The organism is Silicimonas algicola (genome assembly GCF_003148765.1).
In the GTDB taxonomy this organism is placed as follows: Bacteria; Pseudomonadota; Alphaproteobacteria; order Rhodobacterales; family Rhodobacteraceae; genus Silicimonas; species Silicimonas algicola.
The window spans coordinates 118,651-135,432 of sequence record NZ_QGGV01000006.1 but is presented as its reverse complement, the minus strand read 5'-3'; the positions used below and the strand labels follow the sequence as shown (position 1 = coordinate 135,432).

Sequence of the window (16,782 nt, the reverse complement as noted above, 5' to 3'; positions counted from 1 at the left end):
GCAAATCCCTCAGTAATAGCTCCGCGACCCGGCGCGCTCGGGCGCCTCGAGGTGCGGAATGGCGTTGTATCCGGCGAGGATCGTCTCGCCGTCGCGGACGTGAAGGCGGTGGATAGAGGTGTTCCAGATCGGCAGCATGACCCGGCTCATCTTCATCATGTCGAGGTCGAGGACATGGCGCAGCATCATCCCGATGACGCCGCCCGAGGTGATGCAGAGCAGCCGCCGCCCGGGAACCGCGGCCTCGGTCAGAAGCTCGGCCACCCGCGTCTCGAACCGCTCGTAGGTCTCGGCGCCGATGATCTCGGCCGCCGCCCAGGCGGCAAAGACCTTGGGCATGTGGTCGGCGAAGCTGTCGCCCGTGGGCATGGGCTCGCCGCTTCGGTCATGCAGGCTTTGGCTCAGGGTGTAGTAGTCCAGCTCGTTCAGCCGCGCGTCCTCGTCGGGGGCGATCTTCATCGCCGCCGCCGTCTCGCGGTGCCGTCGCATGGTGCCGGCCAGGACATGGTCGAACGCGTAGTCGTTCTCGCGCATCCACTCGCCCAGCCACGCGGCCTGGCGGTGACCGAGGTCGCTCAGCCGGTCATAGTCGGCCTCGGTCAACGCGCCCGAATTGGCCTGGCCGTGACGCACCAGGATGATTTCGCCCATGCCGTCCTCCCTGCTCCGAGGGCTAGGCAACAGGACGGGCGGGCGCAATCGCAAATCCGCCGCGCTCGATCCTTCTCCGTCCTCCGTGCTGCCCCATAGGGGACTTGACGCCGCGCGCCCCTTCGCCGACACCGCGCGGATGGGAGCCGCGCATCTCACCGTCGATCTCGATGCCGTCGCCGCCAACTGGCGCGCCCTCGATGCCCTGTCCCAGCCCCATGTCGAGACCGGAGCGGCCGTCAAGGCCGACGGCTATGGCACGGGTGCGACGGACGTGGCGCGCAAGCTCCATGCCTCAGGTGTACGAAGCTTCTTCGTCGCCGTCGCCTCGGAAGGGGTCATCATCCGGCGGGCAGTCGGGACGGACGCCGACATCCATGTCTTTTCCGGCCACATGCACGGCGACACCGACCTTCTGCAACAGCACCGACTGATCCCGATGCTCAACGCGCCCGAGCAGGTCGCTCGGCACTTCCAGTCCGCTCCCGGTCACCCCTTCGGCGTCCAGCTCGACACCGGGATGAACCGCCTGGGGATGGAGCGCGGCGATTGGGACGCGCTCAAGTCCGAGTTGATGGATGCAGGGCCGCGCCTCGTGATGAGCCACCTCGCCTGCGCCGACGAACCAGACCATCCGATGAACGCGCAGCAGCTTCACAGCTTCCGCACCATGACGGACGGCATCGCGCATCGCCGGTCGCTCGCCGCGACGGGCGGCATCCTCCTCGGAACCGAATACCACTTCGATCTCGTGCGCCCCGGCATCGGCCTTTATGGCGGTCGGCCTTTCGATGATGCGACGCCCGTCGTCGCCCTCTCCGCTCCGATCGTGCAGACCCGCATCGTGCGGCCCTTCGAGACCGTGGGGTACGGCAACACCTGGACCGCCAATGTCGAAAGCTGCATCGCCACCATCTCGGCCGGCTATGCCGACGGGCTGATCCGCGGCTTGGGATCCAACGGTCGGGTCTGGGCGGGCGACGTCCCCTGCCCCATCGTGGGGCGCGTGTCGATGGACCTCATTACCGTCGACGTGACCCACCTCGAGGAGATCCCCGAGACGCTCGATATCCTCGGCCCGCACCAATCGGTCGACGACCTGGCCGATGCAGCGGGCACCATCGGCTACGAGATCCTGACCTCGCTCGGCCACCGCTATGCCCGCCACTACGAGGGCGCCGCATGAGCCTTCTCGCCGCCGTCGGACGGGCGGTGCTGGCGCTTCTCGCCGCCATCGGTCGCACGGCGCTTTTCGGGATCGAGACCGTCTCGCACCTGTTTCGGCCACCCTGGTATCCCCGAGAGTTCGGACACGCGCTGCTCCAGATCGGCTACTTCTCCCTCCCCGTCGTCGGGCTGACGACCATTTTCACCGGTGGCGCGCTGGCGCTTCAGATCTACGCTGGTGGCGCGCGCTTCTCGGCCGAGGCGGTGGTGCCCCAGATCGTCGCCATCGGCATGGTGCGCGAGCTTGGTCCCGTCCTCGTCGGCCTGATGATCGCCGCCCGCGTCACCTCGTCCATCGCCGCCGAGATCGCCACGATGAAGGTGACCGAGCAGATCGACGCCCTCGTCACCCTGTCGACGCACCCGATGAAGTACCTGACCTTGCCGCGCGTCCTCGCCGCGACGCTCGTCATGCCGCTGCTCGTGGCCGTGGGCGACGTCATCGGCATCTTCGGCGGCTACGTCGTCGGCGTGAACCGCCTCGGCTTCAACGCCTCGACCTACCTGCGCAACACCATCGACTTCCTCGAACCGCTCGACATCGTGTCGTCCATGACGAAAGGCGCCGTCTTCGGCTTTCTCGCGGCGCTGATGGGGTGCTACTACGGGATGCAGTCCGCCCGCGGCGCGCAGGGCGTCGGCAGCGCCACCAAGACAGCCGTTGTCGCGGCAAGCGTGCTGATCCTCGCCGCCAACTTCATCCTCACCGAACTGTTCTTCGCCGCATGATCGAGCTTCGCGACGTCCACAAGGCCTTCGGACCCAAGGAGGTTCTGCGCGGGATCGACCTGTCGATCGGCAAGGGCCGCAGCATGGTCATCATCGGCGGTTCGGGGACGGGCAAGTCGGTCTGCCTCAAGTGCGTCCTTGGCCTGATCGAGCCCGACCGAGGCATCATCACCGTCGACGGTCAGGACGTGACGCGCCTTCGCCAGGGCTCGTCCGAGCGCGACGCCTTCCTCGCGCGGTTCGGGATGCTGTTCCAGGGCGGCGCGCTGTTCGACTCTCTGCCCGTCTGGCAGAACGTGGCCTTCCGCCTGTTGCGCGGCTCGCTGAAACGTCCCTGGACCGAGGCCCGCGAGATCGCCATCGAAAAGCTGCGGCGTGTCGGCCTGTCGCCCGATGTGGCCGACCTTTATCCGGCCGAGCTTTCGGGCGGGATGCAGAAGCGCGTCAGCCTCGCCCGCGCCATCGCGGCAGAGCCCGAGATCATCTTCTTCGACGAACCGACAACGGGCCTCGACCCGATCATGTCCGGCGTCATCAACGACCTGATCCGCGAGATCGTGGTCGAGATGGGCGCCACCGCCATGACCATCACGCACGACATGACCAGCGTGCGCGCCATCGCGGACGAGGTCGCGATGCTGCACCGGGGAAAGATCCGCTGGACCGGCCCCGTGACCGAGATGGACGCAAGCGGCGACCCTTACCTGACGCAGTTCATCACGGGCAGTCCCAACGGACCGATCGAGACGCTTCGGTAATGACCCTCGGCGAGCCGGAGCAGACCGAGTTCTTGCATTCTTGCAACAATTCGGTTCCCAGACGGAAACAGTCGCGGGACAAGTTACGCATTTTTAACGACAATGCGCGATATGCCGCGTCGGGGTGGCAGACGGAGTCATAGAATGGACATCCTCAGCCCGTTGTTCCTTCTCCTTTTCAAGACCTTCGTGGTCGTTCTTCCGATGACCGTCGGATGGCTGGCGTTTCGTCGGCTGATGCTGTCGAAGTCGGCCAACTCGTGGATTTACGCCTTTGCCTGCCTCTTAGCGGCGATCACGGCGGCCGGCCTTGCGCCCTGGACCCTCGGCCTCGCACGGGCAAGCTGGGTGTTCTTCATCCTCGCCGCGTTCTGCCCCGCGATCTGGATCGGTGTCGTTCTCTTGTGCGACGTCTCGCGGCGACAGCGGTACGAGGCCGACCCCTTGACCGATGTCGTCCTGACATTCACGTCACGCCAGCGGCCCGCCCCCCTTGTCCTTGAGGATCCGGACACACCCGGCACACCGGTGCCCGTCTTCCGGCACAGCAAACCGTCGCTGCCGTCGATCTTCGACAAGGGGCCGTTCCGACCAGCCCGCAACCCCGTCACGCGCACCCGGATGCTCATGTCCATCGCGCGGGACATGCGCGGCAACGGCTCGTCCGACACACGGCGGCCGAAGCTTCTTCCTGCGCCGGATACTCTGGAGTTGCCCTTTCTCAGCAGGGGTTGACAGGCCGCGACTGATTGATCCGTGTTTGGAAACAAATGGTTTCACGCGGAACTCTCGACACTCCCATGCGTAGTTCCGGTGCGACAGGCGGAAATTCGCCGAGTGCCGGATAGGTGGTGATCGATGTCCAAGGTCGGTTTTTGGTGGTGGGCGAGGGCGATGCAGGTTGCGTCGATGGTATTCGTCCTCGGTTTGGTGCTGTGTGTCGGTGGAACCTTCCTCCTGTCGCTTTCGGGTCTCCTGCCCCGGCTGGAGGTTCCTCTCGTCCTCTCGGACGGCAGCGTCCGGGAGGCGGGACTTCTCCTTCATGGCGCGGCTTTCGCGCTGACCCTCCTCCTCCTGGCCTACATGCCGGCGAACTGGCGCATCCTCGCGCTTGAAACGTCGCATCGCAGCTTCCGGATGCGGATGGAGGATGTGGCGAACGCCTATTGGGCCGCGCACCGCGCCGACCGCACCGGTGTCTTCAACGTCTCCAGCGAATACGACGCTGTCCGCGAACGTCTCATCTGGCTGAAAGAGCATCCCGACCTCGGCCATCTCGACGCCGACCTTCTCGAGGTCGCGGCCCAGATGAGCCGGGTCAGCGAGGGCCTCGCAGAGCGTTATTCCGACGAAGCCGTTGCGCGCGCCCGCGACAGCCTCGAGGCACGCCAGCGCGAAGCCGACCAGATGGAGGTGCGGATCGCGCGGGCTCTGGAGGTCACCCGCGATCTAAGACAGTGGAAGAGCCGCGTCGAGATCGAGGAGGACGTCGCCGTCTCTCGGATGAACCAGCTCATCGCGGAACTCGACACGCTGACGGAAGAACTGGGTCTGTCGCCCGTTCGCCGTCGTCGCGACCCGCAAGTCCTGGAGCTTCCCCAGCTGCCCCGCCCCCGGCCTGCGGCGGTCCCCGCCGAGTGACGCGCCGATGCGCTTGCCCCCGCTTCGGGGGGCAGGCATGAAGGCCGCATGGCGAAGTCCCCCTCGTTCACCTGCACGAATTGCGGCGCGGTCCACGCCAAGTGGTCCGGCCGCTGCGACGACTGCGGCGCATGGAACTCGATCTCGGAAGACGTTCCGCTCTCATCCGGTCCATCGACCAAGGGTCTGGGTGCTTCGCGCGGCAAGACGATCGCGCTAAGCGACCTGTCCAGCGCCGATGCACCGCTTGCCCGCACCTTGTCCGGCCTCGACGAGCTTGACCGCGTTCTGGGCGGCGGCCTCGTCCCGGCCAGCGCGATCCTCGTGGGGGGAGACCCGGGCATCGGAAAGTCGACGCTCCTCCTCCAGGCCGCGGCGGCCTTCGCGATGGCGGGCCTGAAGGCGGTCTATGTTTCGGGCGAGGAGGCGGCGAGCCAGGTGCGCCTCCGCGCGCAACGTCTTGGGCTGGCCGAGGCGCCCGTTCGCCTCGCTGCCGAAACGAACCTGCGCAACATCCTGACCACTCTTGAAAAAGAGGCGCCGCACCTCGCCATCGTGGATTCGATCCAGACCATGTGGCTCGACACCGTCGACAGCGCTCCGGGATCAGTCAGTCAGGTCCGAGCCACGGCACACGAGCTCACGACCTTCGCCAAGCGCACCGGGATCAGCGTCATCCTCGTGGGGCATGTCACCAAGGACGGCCAGATCGCAGGCCCCCGCGTCGTCGAACACATGGTCGACACCGTGCTTTATTTCGAGGGCGAGCGCGGCCACCAGTTCCGCATCCTGCGTGCCGTCAAGAACCGCTACGGCCCCGCCGACGAAATCGGCGTCTTCGAGATGACGGGTGCGGGGTTGGCGCAGGTCGCCAACCCCTCGGCCCTGTTTCTCTCCGACCGCGAGGCCGACAGCCCCGGTTCGGTGGTCTTTGCGGGGATCGAGGGCACGCGGCCCGTCCTCTGCGAGATCCAGGCGCTGGTCTCTCCCGCCCCCGCGGGCCAGGCGCGCCGCTCGGTCGTCGGGTGGGACGGCGGGCGGCTCGCGATGATCCTCGCCGTGCTCGAGGCGCGCTGCGGCATCCCCTTCGCCGGGCTCGACGTCTATCTCAACGTCGCGGGCGGTCTCAGGATCACGGAACCCGCCGCCGATCTGGCTGTGGCCGCTGCGCTACTTTCGGCCCGCGAAGATGCACCATTGCCGCAGCGCACTGTGGTTTTCGGCGAAATCAGCCTATCAGGAGGTTTGAGACCGGTCGGCCAGACCGAGACGCGCTTGAAAGAGGCCGCGAAGCTGGGCTTCGAGGCGGCCATCCTTCCCGAGCGCAGCAAGGCCGGAACGGTCGCCGGGGTGAGGGTGCAGCAGATGCCCGACCTGGCCGCGCTGGTGGGTGACGTGTTCGGGGCAGGATAGCCCCTGGGGCAGAGAAAAGACGAGGCAAGACATGGACGGCTTCACCATCATCGACGGCATTGTGGCCGTGATCATCATCCTTTCGGCGGTGCTGGCCTATTCCCGCGGCTTCGTGCGCGAGGTGCTGTCGATCGGCGGCTGGATCGCAGCCGCGGTCGTGGCCTACATCTTGGCCCCCACGGTCGAGCCGCTGATGCGCGAGGTTCCGGTCCTGAAGGACTTCCTCGGCGCGTCCTGCGAACTGTCCATGATCGCCGCCTTCGCCGGCGTCTTTGCCCTGGCGCTCATCATCTTCTCCGTCTTCACGCCGCTCTTCGCGGGCGCCGTGCAGCGGTCGGCCCTTGGCGGCATAGACCAGGGCCTGGGCTTTCTCTTCGGGGTCGCCCGGGGCGTGATCCTCGTCGCAATCGCATATATCGTCTACGAGCGCGTCATCGTCTCGGACCCGATCCCGATGGTGAACGACAGCCGCACCGCCGTCGTCCTCGGCGATCTGTCCGACCGCATCGACGCCGAGATGCCGACCGATGTGCCGGACTGGATCGGCGGGCGCTATGACGAGTTGATCGGGAAGTGCTCGATCCCCGTCGAAGGCCAGTCCTCGGGCACCTGAGTCTCTCCACGACCGATCCTGAACGCCGCGGGCCGCAAGGCATGCGGTTTTCGTTTCCGCGACCCTCAATCTGTACTCTGGACAGTGTGTTCACGTCGGGGAAACAGGGTAATTGTGGCGCCACCTGTTTCGGCCACAACTAATAGAACCCCGCGACTGTGTCGCACAGCGCGACAACCTGCCCGACAAGCAAAGCAACAGCGCATCTGAAACACGCTTAGCGCGAAAACTGTTTCCAAGCTCTGGCGAATAGGGGTGTGTCACGGCTGTTACAGATTACGTCGCATCTTAAACTCGCCCAGATGCTCTGAATTTCTGCCCCACTGTCGACAACAGCCGTTGGCATACAAGCAGCCGTGAACGGGATTGCGGTGGTTCCAAGGTTCCGTGTGATGAGTGAGTGAGTTGGGCGTCGGGTCGGCTGCGAGGCCTCCCGGCGCCGCCCCGGCGGGCCGTTTGGCGGTGCAAGGGTTAGTGAGTTCGACCCGAGTGCGAGTGACGCCAGATACGGCATATGATTTCCTGAAGGCCTGCCGCGTCGGCAGGCCTTCACTTATTTGGAGCCCCGGCCGCTTTTCGGTGCCCGCCCCCGTGACACCACCGGGCGATGGGTCTAAGTAAGGGTCGCATCGCAGCCAGCCGAGTCACCGGATGTCCGATCAACACTCTCCGCGACTGCCGACCACCGACCCATTCGATGATGACAAGCTCCGCGAGGAATGCGGCATCTTCGGTGTGACCGGCGTGTCGGACGCTGCGAACTTCGTGGCCCTCGGGCTTCACGCGCTCCAGCATCGCGGGCAGGAGGCGGGCGGCATCGTCACCTACGAACCCGTCGACGGCTTCCACTCGGCCCGCCGCTTCGGCCTCGTGCGCGACAACTTCACCCGTCAGGACGTCATCGACGGCCTGCCCGGCCCCCTTGGCATCGGTCATGTCCGCTATTCCACCGCAGGCTCGAAGGGCGCGACGCAGATCCGCGACGTGCAACCCTTCTTCGGCGAGTTCAGCATGGGCGGCGCGGCCATCGCGCATAACGGCAATATCACCAATGCCGACGCGCTGAGGCGCGAGCTGATCGGCATGGGGTCGATCTTCCAATCCTCGTCGGATTCGGAATGCATCATCCACCTCATGGCCCGGTCGCTGCAAAAGTCGGTGCCCGAGCGGATGAAGGACGCACTGCGCCGGGTCGAGGGCGCCTTCAGCGTCGTCGCCATGACCCGCACCAAGCTGATCGGCGTGCGCGATCCCCTTGGCGTCCGGCCCCTCGTCATCGGACGCATCGGGCAGGAAGGCTGGGCGCTGTCGTCCGAGACCTGTGCGCTGGACATCATCGGCGCCGACTTCGTGCGCGAGGTCGAACCGGGCGAGATGGTCGTGATCGAGAACGACGCCCTCTTGTCGTATCGACCCTTCGAACACAAGAAGTCGCGCTTCTGCATCTTCGAGCACGTCTACTTCTCGCGCCCCGATTCCACGCTGAACGGCCGTTCGGTCTACGAGACCCGCTCGGCCATCGGCGCGGAATTGGCGAAAGAGGCGCCGGTCGACGCCGACCTCGTGTGCCCGGTCCCCGATTCCGGCACGCCCGCTGCAATCGGCTACAGCCAGCAGTCGGGCATTCCTTACGCCATGGGGATCATCCGCAACCAGTACATGGGCCGCACCTTCATCGAGCCGACCGAGCAGATCCGCAACATGGGCGTGCGTCTCAAGCTCAACGTCAACCGCGCGCTGATCCGCGGCAAGCGCGTGATCCTCGTCGACGACAGCGTCGTACGCGGCACTACCTCGCGCAAGATCAAGGAGATGATCCTCGACGCCGGCGCGGCAGAGGTCCACTTCCGCATCGCGTCGCCGCCGACGGCCTGGCCCTGCTTCTATGGCGTCGACACGCCGCAGCGCGAAAAGCTTCTCGCCGCTACAATGAGCGAGGACGAGATGCGCGAGCACCTGGGCGTCGACAGCCTCAAGTTCATCTCGCTCGACGGCCTCTACCGGGCCGTGGGCGAGGCGAACGGCCGCGATCCGAAGTCGCCGGCCTATTGCGATGCCTGCTTCTCCGGCGAATACCCGGTCGCCCCCTCCGACCAGATCGAGAAGGGCTTCCTGCTGAAGGCGGCCGAGTGAGCCTGGCTGGCGATCCACGCTGGCAGCGCTTCAACGACAGCAGTCGCGCCTGCCCCTGTTGCGGCCAGGCGTTCAGCGGCGTCTTCGATATCGGCTACGATCATCCGGATCCTTGGCCCCATGGCAACCGCGCGCAGAGCGGCAAGGATGTGCTGGCCGTTGGGGATGACAAGCTGACCGCCGACCTGTGCGCCTTCGGCAAATACCGCTTCGTCCGATGCGTGTTGCCCATCCCGATCATCGGTAGCGATCAGCGCTTCGCGTTCGGGCCCTGGGGCAGCGTGAGCCAGGACAGCTACGACATCTATGTCCGCAACTTCTACAATCCCGACGAGCCCTTCGACGGATGCTTCGCCTGGCTGACGAACCAGCTTCCCGGCTTCGAGATCGACGAGCCCCTGCCCTGCAATCTCGTTCCCGGCGCCAACGGGCAGCGGCCCGTCCTTGAGGTACATGACGGCGCGCACGAACTGGCCGAGTTGCAGGAAACCGGCATCACCTTCGACCGGCTTCTGGACATTTACGCCGCCGCCGGCCAGGACATCAGGCCGCATTTGCTGCAATCCTGAACCGCCAGCTCGCAGGCCATGGCGGTTGACGCGGGTCACGCCGGACGCCATTCAGACGCAAAACCGGAGCAGACATGGCCACGCCAGCCCCCTTCTCGCGTTACGAATTCCTGATCGCCTGGCGCTATCTCCGCGCCAAGCGGGCCGAGGGCGGCGTCAGCGTCATGACCTGGATCAGCCTTGTCGGCATCACCCTCGCGGTCGCCGCCCTGATCATCACCCTCGCCGTACGGGCCGGGTTTCGGGACGAGTTCGTGTCGACCATCCTCGGCGCCAACGCCCACGTCACCGTCTACAGCCAGGCCCGCGAGACCGAAACGGGGGGCGTGACGCGGACCATCCCGGACTACGCCGAATGGGCCGAGCGCCTGCGAGGGGTCGAGGGCGTGACCCGCGTTGCGCCGCTGGTGAAGGGCCAGGTCATGGCAGTCCACCAGGAGCAGAACACAGGGCTCGAGGTCTTTGGCATTGCGCCCGAGGACTTGGCCCGGATCGAGAGGATCGCGGATCCCGAGACGGCGCAGGGCAGCCTCGAGGACTTTCCGAATGGCATCGCCATCGGGCGTGAGGCGGCAAGGTCGCTTGGCGTCGGCGTGGGCGACGTCATCCGCGTCATCAACCCGAACGGGGTCCGCAACCCTTTCGGCATGAGCCCGCGGATCAACGAGTACTTCGTCACCTACATCTTCAACTCGGGCCGCTACGACATCGACCGCACCCGCGCCTACCTGCCCTTTGCCGAGGCGCAGACCTACTTCAACCGCGAGGGCGTGGCCGACGAGCTTGAAGTCAACGTCACCGACCCCGAGCAGGTCGACCAGATCGCGCCCCGCCTCGCCGTCGCCGGGGGCGAAGGCGCCTATACCTGGACGTGGAAGGACAGCGCAGGTGGGTTCCTCCGCGCTTTGGAGGTCGAGGACACGGTGATGTTCGTCCTGATGTCCGTTCTCGTCCTGATCGCGTCGATGAACATCATCTCGGGCCTCGTGATGCTGGTGAAGAACAAGGGCCGCGACATCGGCATACTCCGGACCATGGGCCTGACCCAGGGCGCGATCATGCGCGTCTTCTTCCTGACCGGCGCGCTGGTCGGCACGATTGGGACTCTCTTCGGCGTCATCATCGGCTGCCTCTTCGCGATCTACTTTGACCAGATCCTCGCGCTCGTGAACGGCGCTGCCGGTGGCGGCGTGTGGGAGGCGTCGGTGCGCGGCATCTACCGCCTGCCTGCGAAGCTGGAGCTGAACGACGTTCTGTCCGCCGTGTCGCTGTCGCTGATCCTGTCCTGGGGCATCACGCTGTTCCCCGCCCGGCGCGCGGCGCGCATGAACCCGGTTGAGGCGCTGCGCTATGAATGATGCGCTGACGCTGGACGGGATCGGCAAGACCTACAACCCCGGCAAGCCGAACGCCCTGACGGTCCTCGACGGCGCATCACTGTCGTTGAAGCCGGGCGAGGTCGTGGCTCTTGTCGCACCCTCGGGCGCGGGCAAGTCGACGCTCCTGCATATTGCGGGCCTCCTCGACAGCGCCGATACAGGCCGCGTCCTGATCGGCGGAACCGAGATGACACGCCTTTCCGACGCCCGCCGCACCGCAGCCCGGCGCGAGGAAGTAGGCTTCGTCTACCAGTTCCACCACCTCCTGCCCGAGTTCTCGGCGGTCGAGAACATCGTCCTGCCGCAACTCGCGAACGGCGTACCGGACCGCGAGGCGCGGGAGCACGCGCTGTCCCTGATGGCCCGCGTCGGCGTCGAGGGCCGCGCCGACAACCGGCCCGCCGCCCTGTCGGGCGGAGAGCAGCAGCGCGTCGCCTTCTGCCGGGCACTGGCCAACCGTCCCCGCGTCCTTCTCGCCGACGAGCCGACCGGCAACCTCGACCCCGCGACGTCGGACACCGTTTTCGCGGCGCTGATGGACGTCGTGCGGGACACCGGCCTCGCTGCGCTGATCGCGACACACAATCCCACCTTGGCGGCGCGCATGGATCGCACCGTTCGGCTGGAGGGCGGGCGGCTGGTCTAGGCCTTCTGCGTCAGCGCGACGCCTGCCGCCATCAGAGCGATCCCGGCCGCACGCGTGAAGCCGAGCGGCGAGACGCGGGCGCCGAAGAGACCGAAGTGATCGATGGCGGCCGCGGCGGCGAGCTGTCCCAGAAGCACGAAGAACACCGCGTTGCCGACGCCGAAGTGAGGCGCGATGTAGGTGATCGACAGGATGTAGAAGGCGACGAGCACACCCGCAAGGAACAGGTGTCGGGGTTGGCTCGCCAGATGCCTGACGGCCCCCGGCCCTGTCAGCATCACGACCGCAGCCGTCACCGAGAAGGCCACGAGGAAGAGGCACAGCGCCGCCACCGCCGGGCTGCCGATCCGTGCGCCGAGCGCCGCGTTCAGCGCCGCGAGAAGGGGAATTCCGATCCCGGCGAGGAACATGACAGAGGCATAGGCTGCGTTCGGCGACATGCGCCTTGGTGGCACCGCTCTTGTTCTGGATCAAGGCGGATCGTCTCCTCCCGCGCGAGGCTTGCCCGACCAAGGAGGTGACCCATGCGCATGATCCTGACCATTCTGCTTCTTGCCACCCCCGTCTTCGCCGCTGACGTCGAAGAGGGTGCCGACCACTTCGCCGACTATTGCGCGACCTGTCACGGCGTCGAGGCGAAGGGAAACGGGCCGATGGCCGATCTCTTGACTGTCCAGCCCGCCGACCTGACGCAGCTTTCGGCTCGGAATGGCGGCGAGTTCCCTCTCGACCGCGTCGTGCGGCGCATCGACGGCACCATGGACGTGGCCGCGCACGGCGGGCCGATGCCGCTTTTCGGTCTCCTGCTCCAGGGCCCCTCCGAAGCGATAATGGCCCCCGACGGAAGCGAGATCGTCGCCCCGGAAGCCATCGCGATGATCGCGGCCTGGCTTCAGACGGTGCAGGAGGGCTTGTGATGCGTTTCGCCCTTTTCCTCGCCGTCGCCGCCCTGCCCGCCTGGGCCGAGCCCGATCTCGTCGCCGGGCGAGAGGTCTACTTCACGCACTGCGCCGGATGCCACGGCGCCGAAGCCCGTGGCGACGGCGCGCTGGCCGACCTTCTGATCCAACCGCCCGCCGATCTGACGCGCCTGTCACGCGACAACGGCGGGACCTTCCCGGTCTTCCGCGTCGTCCGTCAGATCGACGGTCGCGACCCGATGCTGTCGCATGGCGGAGAGATGCCAACCTTCGGACGTCTCTATGCTTTTCCCGACGGTGCCATCGCCACCGAGACCGGACAGCCGATCATTACGGCACAACCGATCGCCGATGTGGCGGGCTGGCTTGCGACCGTTCAGGAGTAGCGGAATCGCGCCGCGTCCGCTGGCGAAAGAGGAACATTCGCAGCGCTTCAACGTTGTTTCCCCGATACGGATTTGGAAGGAGACAACCATGAACTGGGACCAGATCGAAGGTAACTGGAAGCAATTCACCGGCAAGGTCAAAGAGAACTGGGGTGAATTGACCAACGACGAGATCACCGAGGCCCGCGGCGAGCGCGAGCAGCTGATCGGCCTCGTCCAGTCGAAGTACGGCAAGGCGCGCGACGAAGCCGAGCGCGAAGTCGACACCTGGCAGCGCGACCTGAACTGACCTTTTCCAACTGCCTCAGAACTGGCCGGGCCTTGTGCCCGGCCTTTTTCATGCATTCGGAAGGCCGAGGTGGCACAGGCGCAGGCCGCCGTCGGTCCTGCGCCCTGTCAGTCTACTTGATCTTTTTTCCGCCGATGATCGGTTCGGTCTTGCCCGAGCTGAAGTTGGCGGTCGCCGAGACCTTCGGCTTCTCCTTCTTCGGCTTCTTGGTTTCCTTGTTGCCGCGGTTCTTGTCTTTGGACATGGGGTCTCTCCTGAACGTGCCGCCCGGGCGGGATGCCCAGGGCAGGTCTTGGCATCAGAAGATCAGGGTTGCCTGAGAAGATGTCAGGGCGATGATCCTTGGACGGCAGGCTGGGTGGCCTGTGTGGGTGTGGATCTAAGCCATCGATCCCATTTGGGCAATAGAAGCGCGCTTGGATGGGAAGGCGCGCGTCGCACTCGCGATTGTTGCAGCGTGAGAGAGTTGGAATGAGGTCAGCGCCCGCTCGGAAGTGAGCGTTGCATGGTGTCTCACACCGAAGTGCGGGTGAGAGTGATGAGCAGAGCAATATTGCACCGCAACACCGGCAAGCGGTGGAACGTTGACTAAGTGATTCTCAATTGGGATATTTCAAAGTAGGATTTTCCAACTCGAAGTGGGAAGACCATAGCAAGGAAAAATAGAGCAAGGGTTCTAGTCAGCAAAAACTTTCGGCCCTTTTCGTTTTCGTACCAAGATAGCTGAAGCTCAGCAAATTTCAGCTTTAAGTTTTCAAAGTCTTGCCTTATAGAAACATATTCGTAACCTGCCTCTTCATACAGCCCCGCATCTATTAGTACAGAAGCTGACTGAAGAACATCTTTCATAGGGAGTTGAAATGCGAATAAGCCTCGCAGCTCCAGTGCATCCATCATTTCATAGGCTGCTTTTGATGTCCCAAACTCTGCTTTGGACCAGTCTATTTCCTGAAATTCCAAACCCGGCTTAAGTCCGTCAAATTTCTCTACCTGCATACTTGATCTATTTTTATTCTCCCTTTGCTCCTGAAACCAATCAATAAAAGTAGCTAGCGTGGTATGAGTTGAAGATTCATCTTTCAATATTTCAGCATCTCTGCAAACCAGCATGAGATGCTCAGTTATTACAGGAAGAGAGATTGAAAATCTTTGGGAATTACACCATCTCTCAACAAAAACTCCTGTGTTTCTATTCAAGCGAAAGAGTTCCGATTTGGCAGCATCAATCTGCCGACTTAAGTCGTCAACATTGCTCAAAAAAATTGATGCTAGAACAGCGAAAAAAGTGGAAAAGCCACCAACAGTAACCCACGCTAAGTCAGCAATGCGCCAAGCAGTTACGCTAGAGAGTTTCCAAGCTATGATGAGCGCGAGGAAGGTACCCAGCAAAAAGCCTATTAGAATGCATGGGACTTGGTTGGCCGCTATCCAACCAAGAATGTTATACATCCAGCTCCTCCACGAACCGCGCGTTCTCCTGGATATACCGGAACCGCTCCTCGGGCTTCTTCCCCATCAGCCGCTCCACCAGATCGCCCGTCTCGCCCGCCACGTCCTCGTCGATGGTCACCCGGATCAGCGTGCGCGATTTCGGGTCCATCGTCGTCTCTTTCAGATCCTTGGCGTCCATCTCGCCCAGGCCCTTGAAGCGCTGCACGTCGATCTTGCCCTTGCCGCCCAGCCCCTCGGCCAGCACGCGCTCCTTCTCGGCGTCGTTCGCGACGTAGAGGCGCTTCGCCCCCTGCGTCAGCCGGTACAGCGGCGGACAGGCGAGGAAGAGGTGCCCGTGATCGATCAGCGGCCGCATCTGGCTGAAGAAGAACGTCATCAGAAGCGAGGCAATATGCGCCCCGTCCACGTCGGCGTCGGTCATGATGATGACCTTCTCGTAGCGCAGGTCGTCGACGTTGAAGCGGGTGCCCATGCGGACGCCAAGCGCCTCGCAGAGGTCGTTGATTTCCTGGTTCTGGGTCAGCTTCGACGACGCCGCGCCGAGGACGTTCAGGATCTTGCCCCTTAGCGGAAGCAAGGCCTGGTTCTCGCGGTTCCGCGCCGCCTTGGCCGATCCGCCCGCGCTGTCGCCCTCGACGAGGAAGATCTCGGTCCCTTCCCGCGTCTTCGACGAGCAGTCCGTCAGCTTGCCCGGCAACCGCAGCTTCTTGGTCGCGGTCTTGCGCTGCGTCTCCTTCTCCATCTTGCGGCGCAGACGCTCTTCGGCGCGCAGGACCAGGAAGTCGAGGATGGAGCCCGCCGACTTCGTGTCGGACGCCAGCCAGTGGTCGAAGTGATCGCGCACCGCGCCCTCGACCATCTTCGCAGCGTTCTCGTTCGACAGCCGGTCCTTTGTCTGGCCGACGAACTGCGGTCCCTGGATGAAGATCGACACCAGCGCGCCCGCCCCGGTGGCAAGGTCGTCGCGGTTGATCTGCGCGGCCTTTCGGTTGCCGACGCGCTCGCCATAGGCCCGGATGCCCTTGAGGAGCGCGGCCCAGAAGCCCGCCTCATGGGTGCCGCCCTCGGGCGTGGGCACGGTGTTGCAGTAGGACTGGATGAACCCGTCGCGGGACGGGGTCCAGTTGACGGCCCATTCGACCTTGCCCGGTTCGCCGAACTTCTCGCGGAAGTCGACAGTGCCCGAGAAGGGCGCCTCGGCATAGGTGGTGGCGCCAGACAGGGAGTCCGAAAGATAGTCCGCAAGCCCGCCCGCAAAGTGGAACTCGGCGGAGAGGGGCGTGTCGCCATCGGCGATGGCGGTCTTCCAGCGGATGGTCACGCCCGAGAACAGGTAGGCCTTCGACCGCGCCATCGCGAAGAGGCGGGCGGGGCGCAATTTGAGAGAGCCGAAGATTTGCGGGTCGGGATGGAAGGTGACGGTCGTGCCGCGGCGGTTCGACGCCGCTCCGATCTTCTGAAGTCCACCCGTCGGCACCCCGCGCGAGAACTCCATCGCGTGGACTTCCTTGTTGCGCGCGACCTCGACCCGCAGGTGGTCCGACAGGGCGTTGACGACCGACGAGCCGACGCCGTTCAGGCCGCCCGAGGTCTCGTAGTTGTCGCCCGAAAACTTGCCGCCTGCGTTGAGCGTGCAGAAGATGATCTCCAGGGTCGACTTCTTCAGGTTCGACGGATGAGGGTCGACGGGCATCCCGCGCCCGTTGTCGCGGACGCTTACATGGCCGTTCTCGTGCATCTCGACCTCGATCCAGGTCGCGTGCCCCGCCACGGCTTCGTCCATCGCGTTGTCGACGATCTCGGCCACCATGTGGTGCAGAGCCCGGTCATCGGTGCCTCCGATGTACATGCCGGGGCGCAGACGGACGTGCTCCATGTCCTCGAGAACCTGAATCGACGACGCGTCATAGACCTTGGCCGAGGCGGCGGAGAGGAGGTCATTGGCCATGCTGCTGCTCATATCTTGTGGTTGCGGG

Annotated in this window: 19 protein-coding genes; 14 read left to right on the top strand and 5 right to left on the bottom strand. The window is 64.7% G+C overall.

The genetic code is table 11. The features are described 5' to 3' along the window. Positions 1 to 9: 9 nt before the first annotated feature. A complete protein-coding gene (locus C8D95_RS14065) occupies positions 10 to 651 on the bottom strand; it encodes a histidine phosphatase family protein (protein WP_109759822.1) in 642 nt (213 codons plus the stop codon). A gap of 139 nt (positions 652 to 790) precedes the next feature. Here C8D95_RS14065 and alr point away from each other — a divergent pair, with 139 nt between their 5' ends. The 11 genes from alr to C8D95_RS14010 all read left to right on the top strand — a co-directional run bounded on the left by alr (position 791) and on the right by C8D95_RS14010 (position 11,759). After that, complete coding sequence (alr, locus tag C8D95_RS14060; protein WP_109759937.1) at positions 791 to 1,837, top strand: alanine racemase; 1,047 nt, start codon at positions 791 to 793, stop codon at positions 1,835 to 1,837. Beyond that, positions 1,834 to 2,607, top strand: a complete 774-nt coding sequence (locus C8D95_RS14055; protein WP_109759821.1) for an MlaE family ABC transporter permease — start codon at positions 1,834 to 1,836, stop codon at positions 2,605 to 2,607. Before alr ends, C8D95_RS14055 begins: the two co-directional genes overlap by 4 nt. Further along, positions 2,604 to 3,365 (top strand): ABC transporter ATP-binding protein, encoded by a 762-nt coding sequence (locus C8D95_RS14050; protein ID WP_109759820.1) that lies wholly within the window; start codon positions 2,604 to 2,606, stop codon positions 3,363 to 3,365. Before C8D95_RS14055 ends, C8D95_RS14050 begins: the two co-directional genes overlap by 4 nt. Positions 3,366 to 3,509: 144 nt before the next feature. Beyond that, positions 3,510 to 4,100: a hypothetical protein gene (locus tag C8D95_RS14045; protein ID WP_109759819.1), complete on the top strand. Its 591-nt coding sequence runs from the start codon at positions 3,510 to 3,512 to the stop codon at positions 4,098 to 4,100. 123 nt (positions 4,101 to 4,223) lie between these two features. Continuing rightward, a complete protein-coding gene (locus tag C8D95_RS14040; RefSeq protein ID WP_109759818.1) occupies positions 4,224 to 5,006 on the top strand; it encodes a DNA repair protein in 783 nt (260 codons plus the stop codon). Positions 5,007 to 5,054: 48 nt separating this feature from the next. After that, positions 5,055 to 6,419, top strand: a complete 1,365-nt coding sequence (gene radA, locus C8D95_RS14035) for a DNA repair protein RadA (protein ID WP_109759817.1) — start codon at positions 5,055 to 5,057, stop codon at positions 6,417 to 6,419. A gap of 31 nt (positions 6,420 to 6,450) precedes the next feature. Further along, positions 6,451 to 7,032 (top strand): CvpA family protein, encoded by a 582-nt coding sequence (locus C8D95_RS14030; RefSeq protein ID WP_109759816.1) that lies wholly within the window; start codon positions 6,451 to 6,453, stop codon positions 7,030 to 7,032. A gap of 651 nt (positions 7,033 to 7,683) precedes the next feature. After that, positions 7,684 to 9,165 carry an amidophosphoribosyltransferase gene (gene purF, locus C8D95_RS14025; RefSeq protein ID WP_109759815.1) on the top strand — a complete coding sequence of 494 codons (1,482 nt, stop codon included), beginning with the start codon at positions 7,684 to 7,686 and terminating at the stop codon, positions 9,163 to 9,165. Then, positions 9,162 to 9,734: a DUF2199 domain-containing protein gene (locus tag C8D95_RS14020; protein WP_164721736.1), complete on the top strand. Its 573-nt coding sequence runs from the start codon at positions 9,162 to 9,164 to the stop codon at positions 9,732 to 9,734. The genes purF and C8D95_RS14020 overlap by 4 nt, the downstream gene beginning before the upstream one ends. Positions 9,735 to 9,808: 74 nt before the next feature. Then, complete coding sequence (locus C8D95_RS14015; RefSeq protein ID WP_109759813.1) at positions 9,809 to 11,092, top strand: lipoprotein-releasing ABC transporter permease subunit; 1,284 nt, start codon at positions 9,809 to 9,811, stop codon at positions 11,090 to 11,092. After that, positions 11,085 to 11,759 carry an ABC transporter ATP-binding protein gene (locus C8D95_RS14010; protein ID WP_109759812.1) on the top strand — a complete coding sequence of 225 codons (675 nt, stop codon included), beginning with the start codon at positions 11,085 to 11,087 and terminating at the stop codon, positions 11,757 to 11,759. Before C8D95_RS14015 ends, C8D95_RS14010 begins: the two co-directional genes overlap by 8 nt. Here the strand turns inward: C8D95_RS14010 and C8D95_RS14005 are convergent. Then, positions 11,756 to 12,199, bottom strand: coding sequence for a DMT family transporter (locus tag C8D95_RS14005; protein WP_109759811.1), 444 nt, complete (start codon positions 12,197 to 12,199; stop codon positions 11,756 to 11,758). The two genes, C8D95_RS14010 and C8D95_RS14005, sit on opposite strands and share 4 nt — an antisense overlap. Before the next feature lie 84 nt (positions 12,200 to 12,283). Here C8D95_RS14005 and C8D95_RS14000 point away from each other — a divergent pair, with 84 nt between their 5' ends. The 3 genes from C8D95_RS14000 to C8D95_RS13990 all read left to right on the top strand — a co-directional run bounded on the left by C8D95_RS14000 (position 12,284) and on the right by C8D95_RS13990 (position 13,354). Continuing rightward, positions 12,284 to 12,676: a c-type cytochrome gene (locus C8D95_RS14000; protein WP_109759810.1), complete on the top strand. Its 393-nt coding sequence runs from the start codon at positions 12,284 to 12,286 to the stop codon at positions 12,674 to 12,676. Next, complete coding sequence (locus C8D95_RS13995; protein WP_109759809.1) at positions 12,676 to 13,065, top strand: c-type cytochrome; 390 nt, start codon at positions 12,676 to 12,678, stop codon at positions 13,063 to 13,065. Before C8D95_RS14000 ends, C8D95_RS13995 begins: the two co-directional genes overlap by 1 nt. 88 nt (positions 13,066 to 13,153) lie before the next feature. Next, the gene (locus C8D95_RS13990) at positions 13,154 to 13,354 is read left to right on the top strand and encodes a CsbD family protein (protein ID WP_109759808.1); all 201 of its coding nucleotides are present in this window, start codon (positions 13,154 to 13,156) and stop codon (positions 13,352 to 13,354) included. Positions 13,355 to 13,466: 112 nt separating this feature from the next. Here the strand turns inward: C8D95_RS13990 and C8D95_RS22775 are convergent, their stop codons facing one another. From C8D95_RS22775 to parE, 3 genes are all read right to left on the bottom strand, one after another. Continuing rightward, on the bottom strand, positions 13,467 to 13,598 hold the full coding sequence (locus C8D95_RS22775) for a hypothetical protein (protein ID WP_277601024.1): 132 nt from the start codon (positions 13,596 to 13,598) through the stop codon (positions 13,467 to 13,469). Between the two features lie 344 nt (positions 13,599 to 13,942). Beyond that, a complete protein-coding gene (locus C8D95_RS21760) occupies positions 13,943 to 14,803 on the bottom strand; it encodes a hypothetical protein (RefSeq protein WP_126918596.1) in 861 nt (286 codons plus the stop codon). After that, a complete protein-coding gene (parE, locus tag C8D95_RS13980; protein ID WP_109759936.1) occupies positions 14,796 to 16,754 on the bottom strand; it encodes a DNA topoisomerase IV subunit B in 1,959 nt (652 codons plus the stop codon). The genes C8D95_RS21760 and parE overlap by 8 nt, the downstream gene beginning before the upstream one ends. Positions 16,755 to 16,782 lie beyond the last annotated feature (28 nt).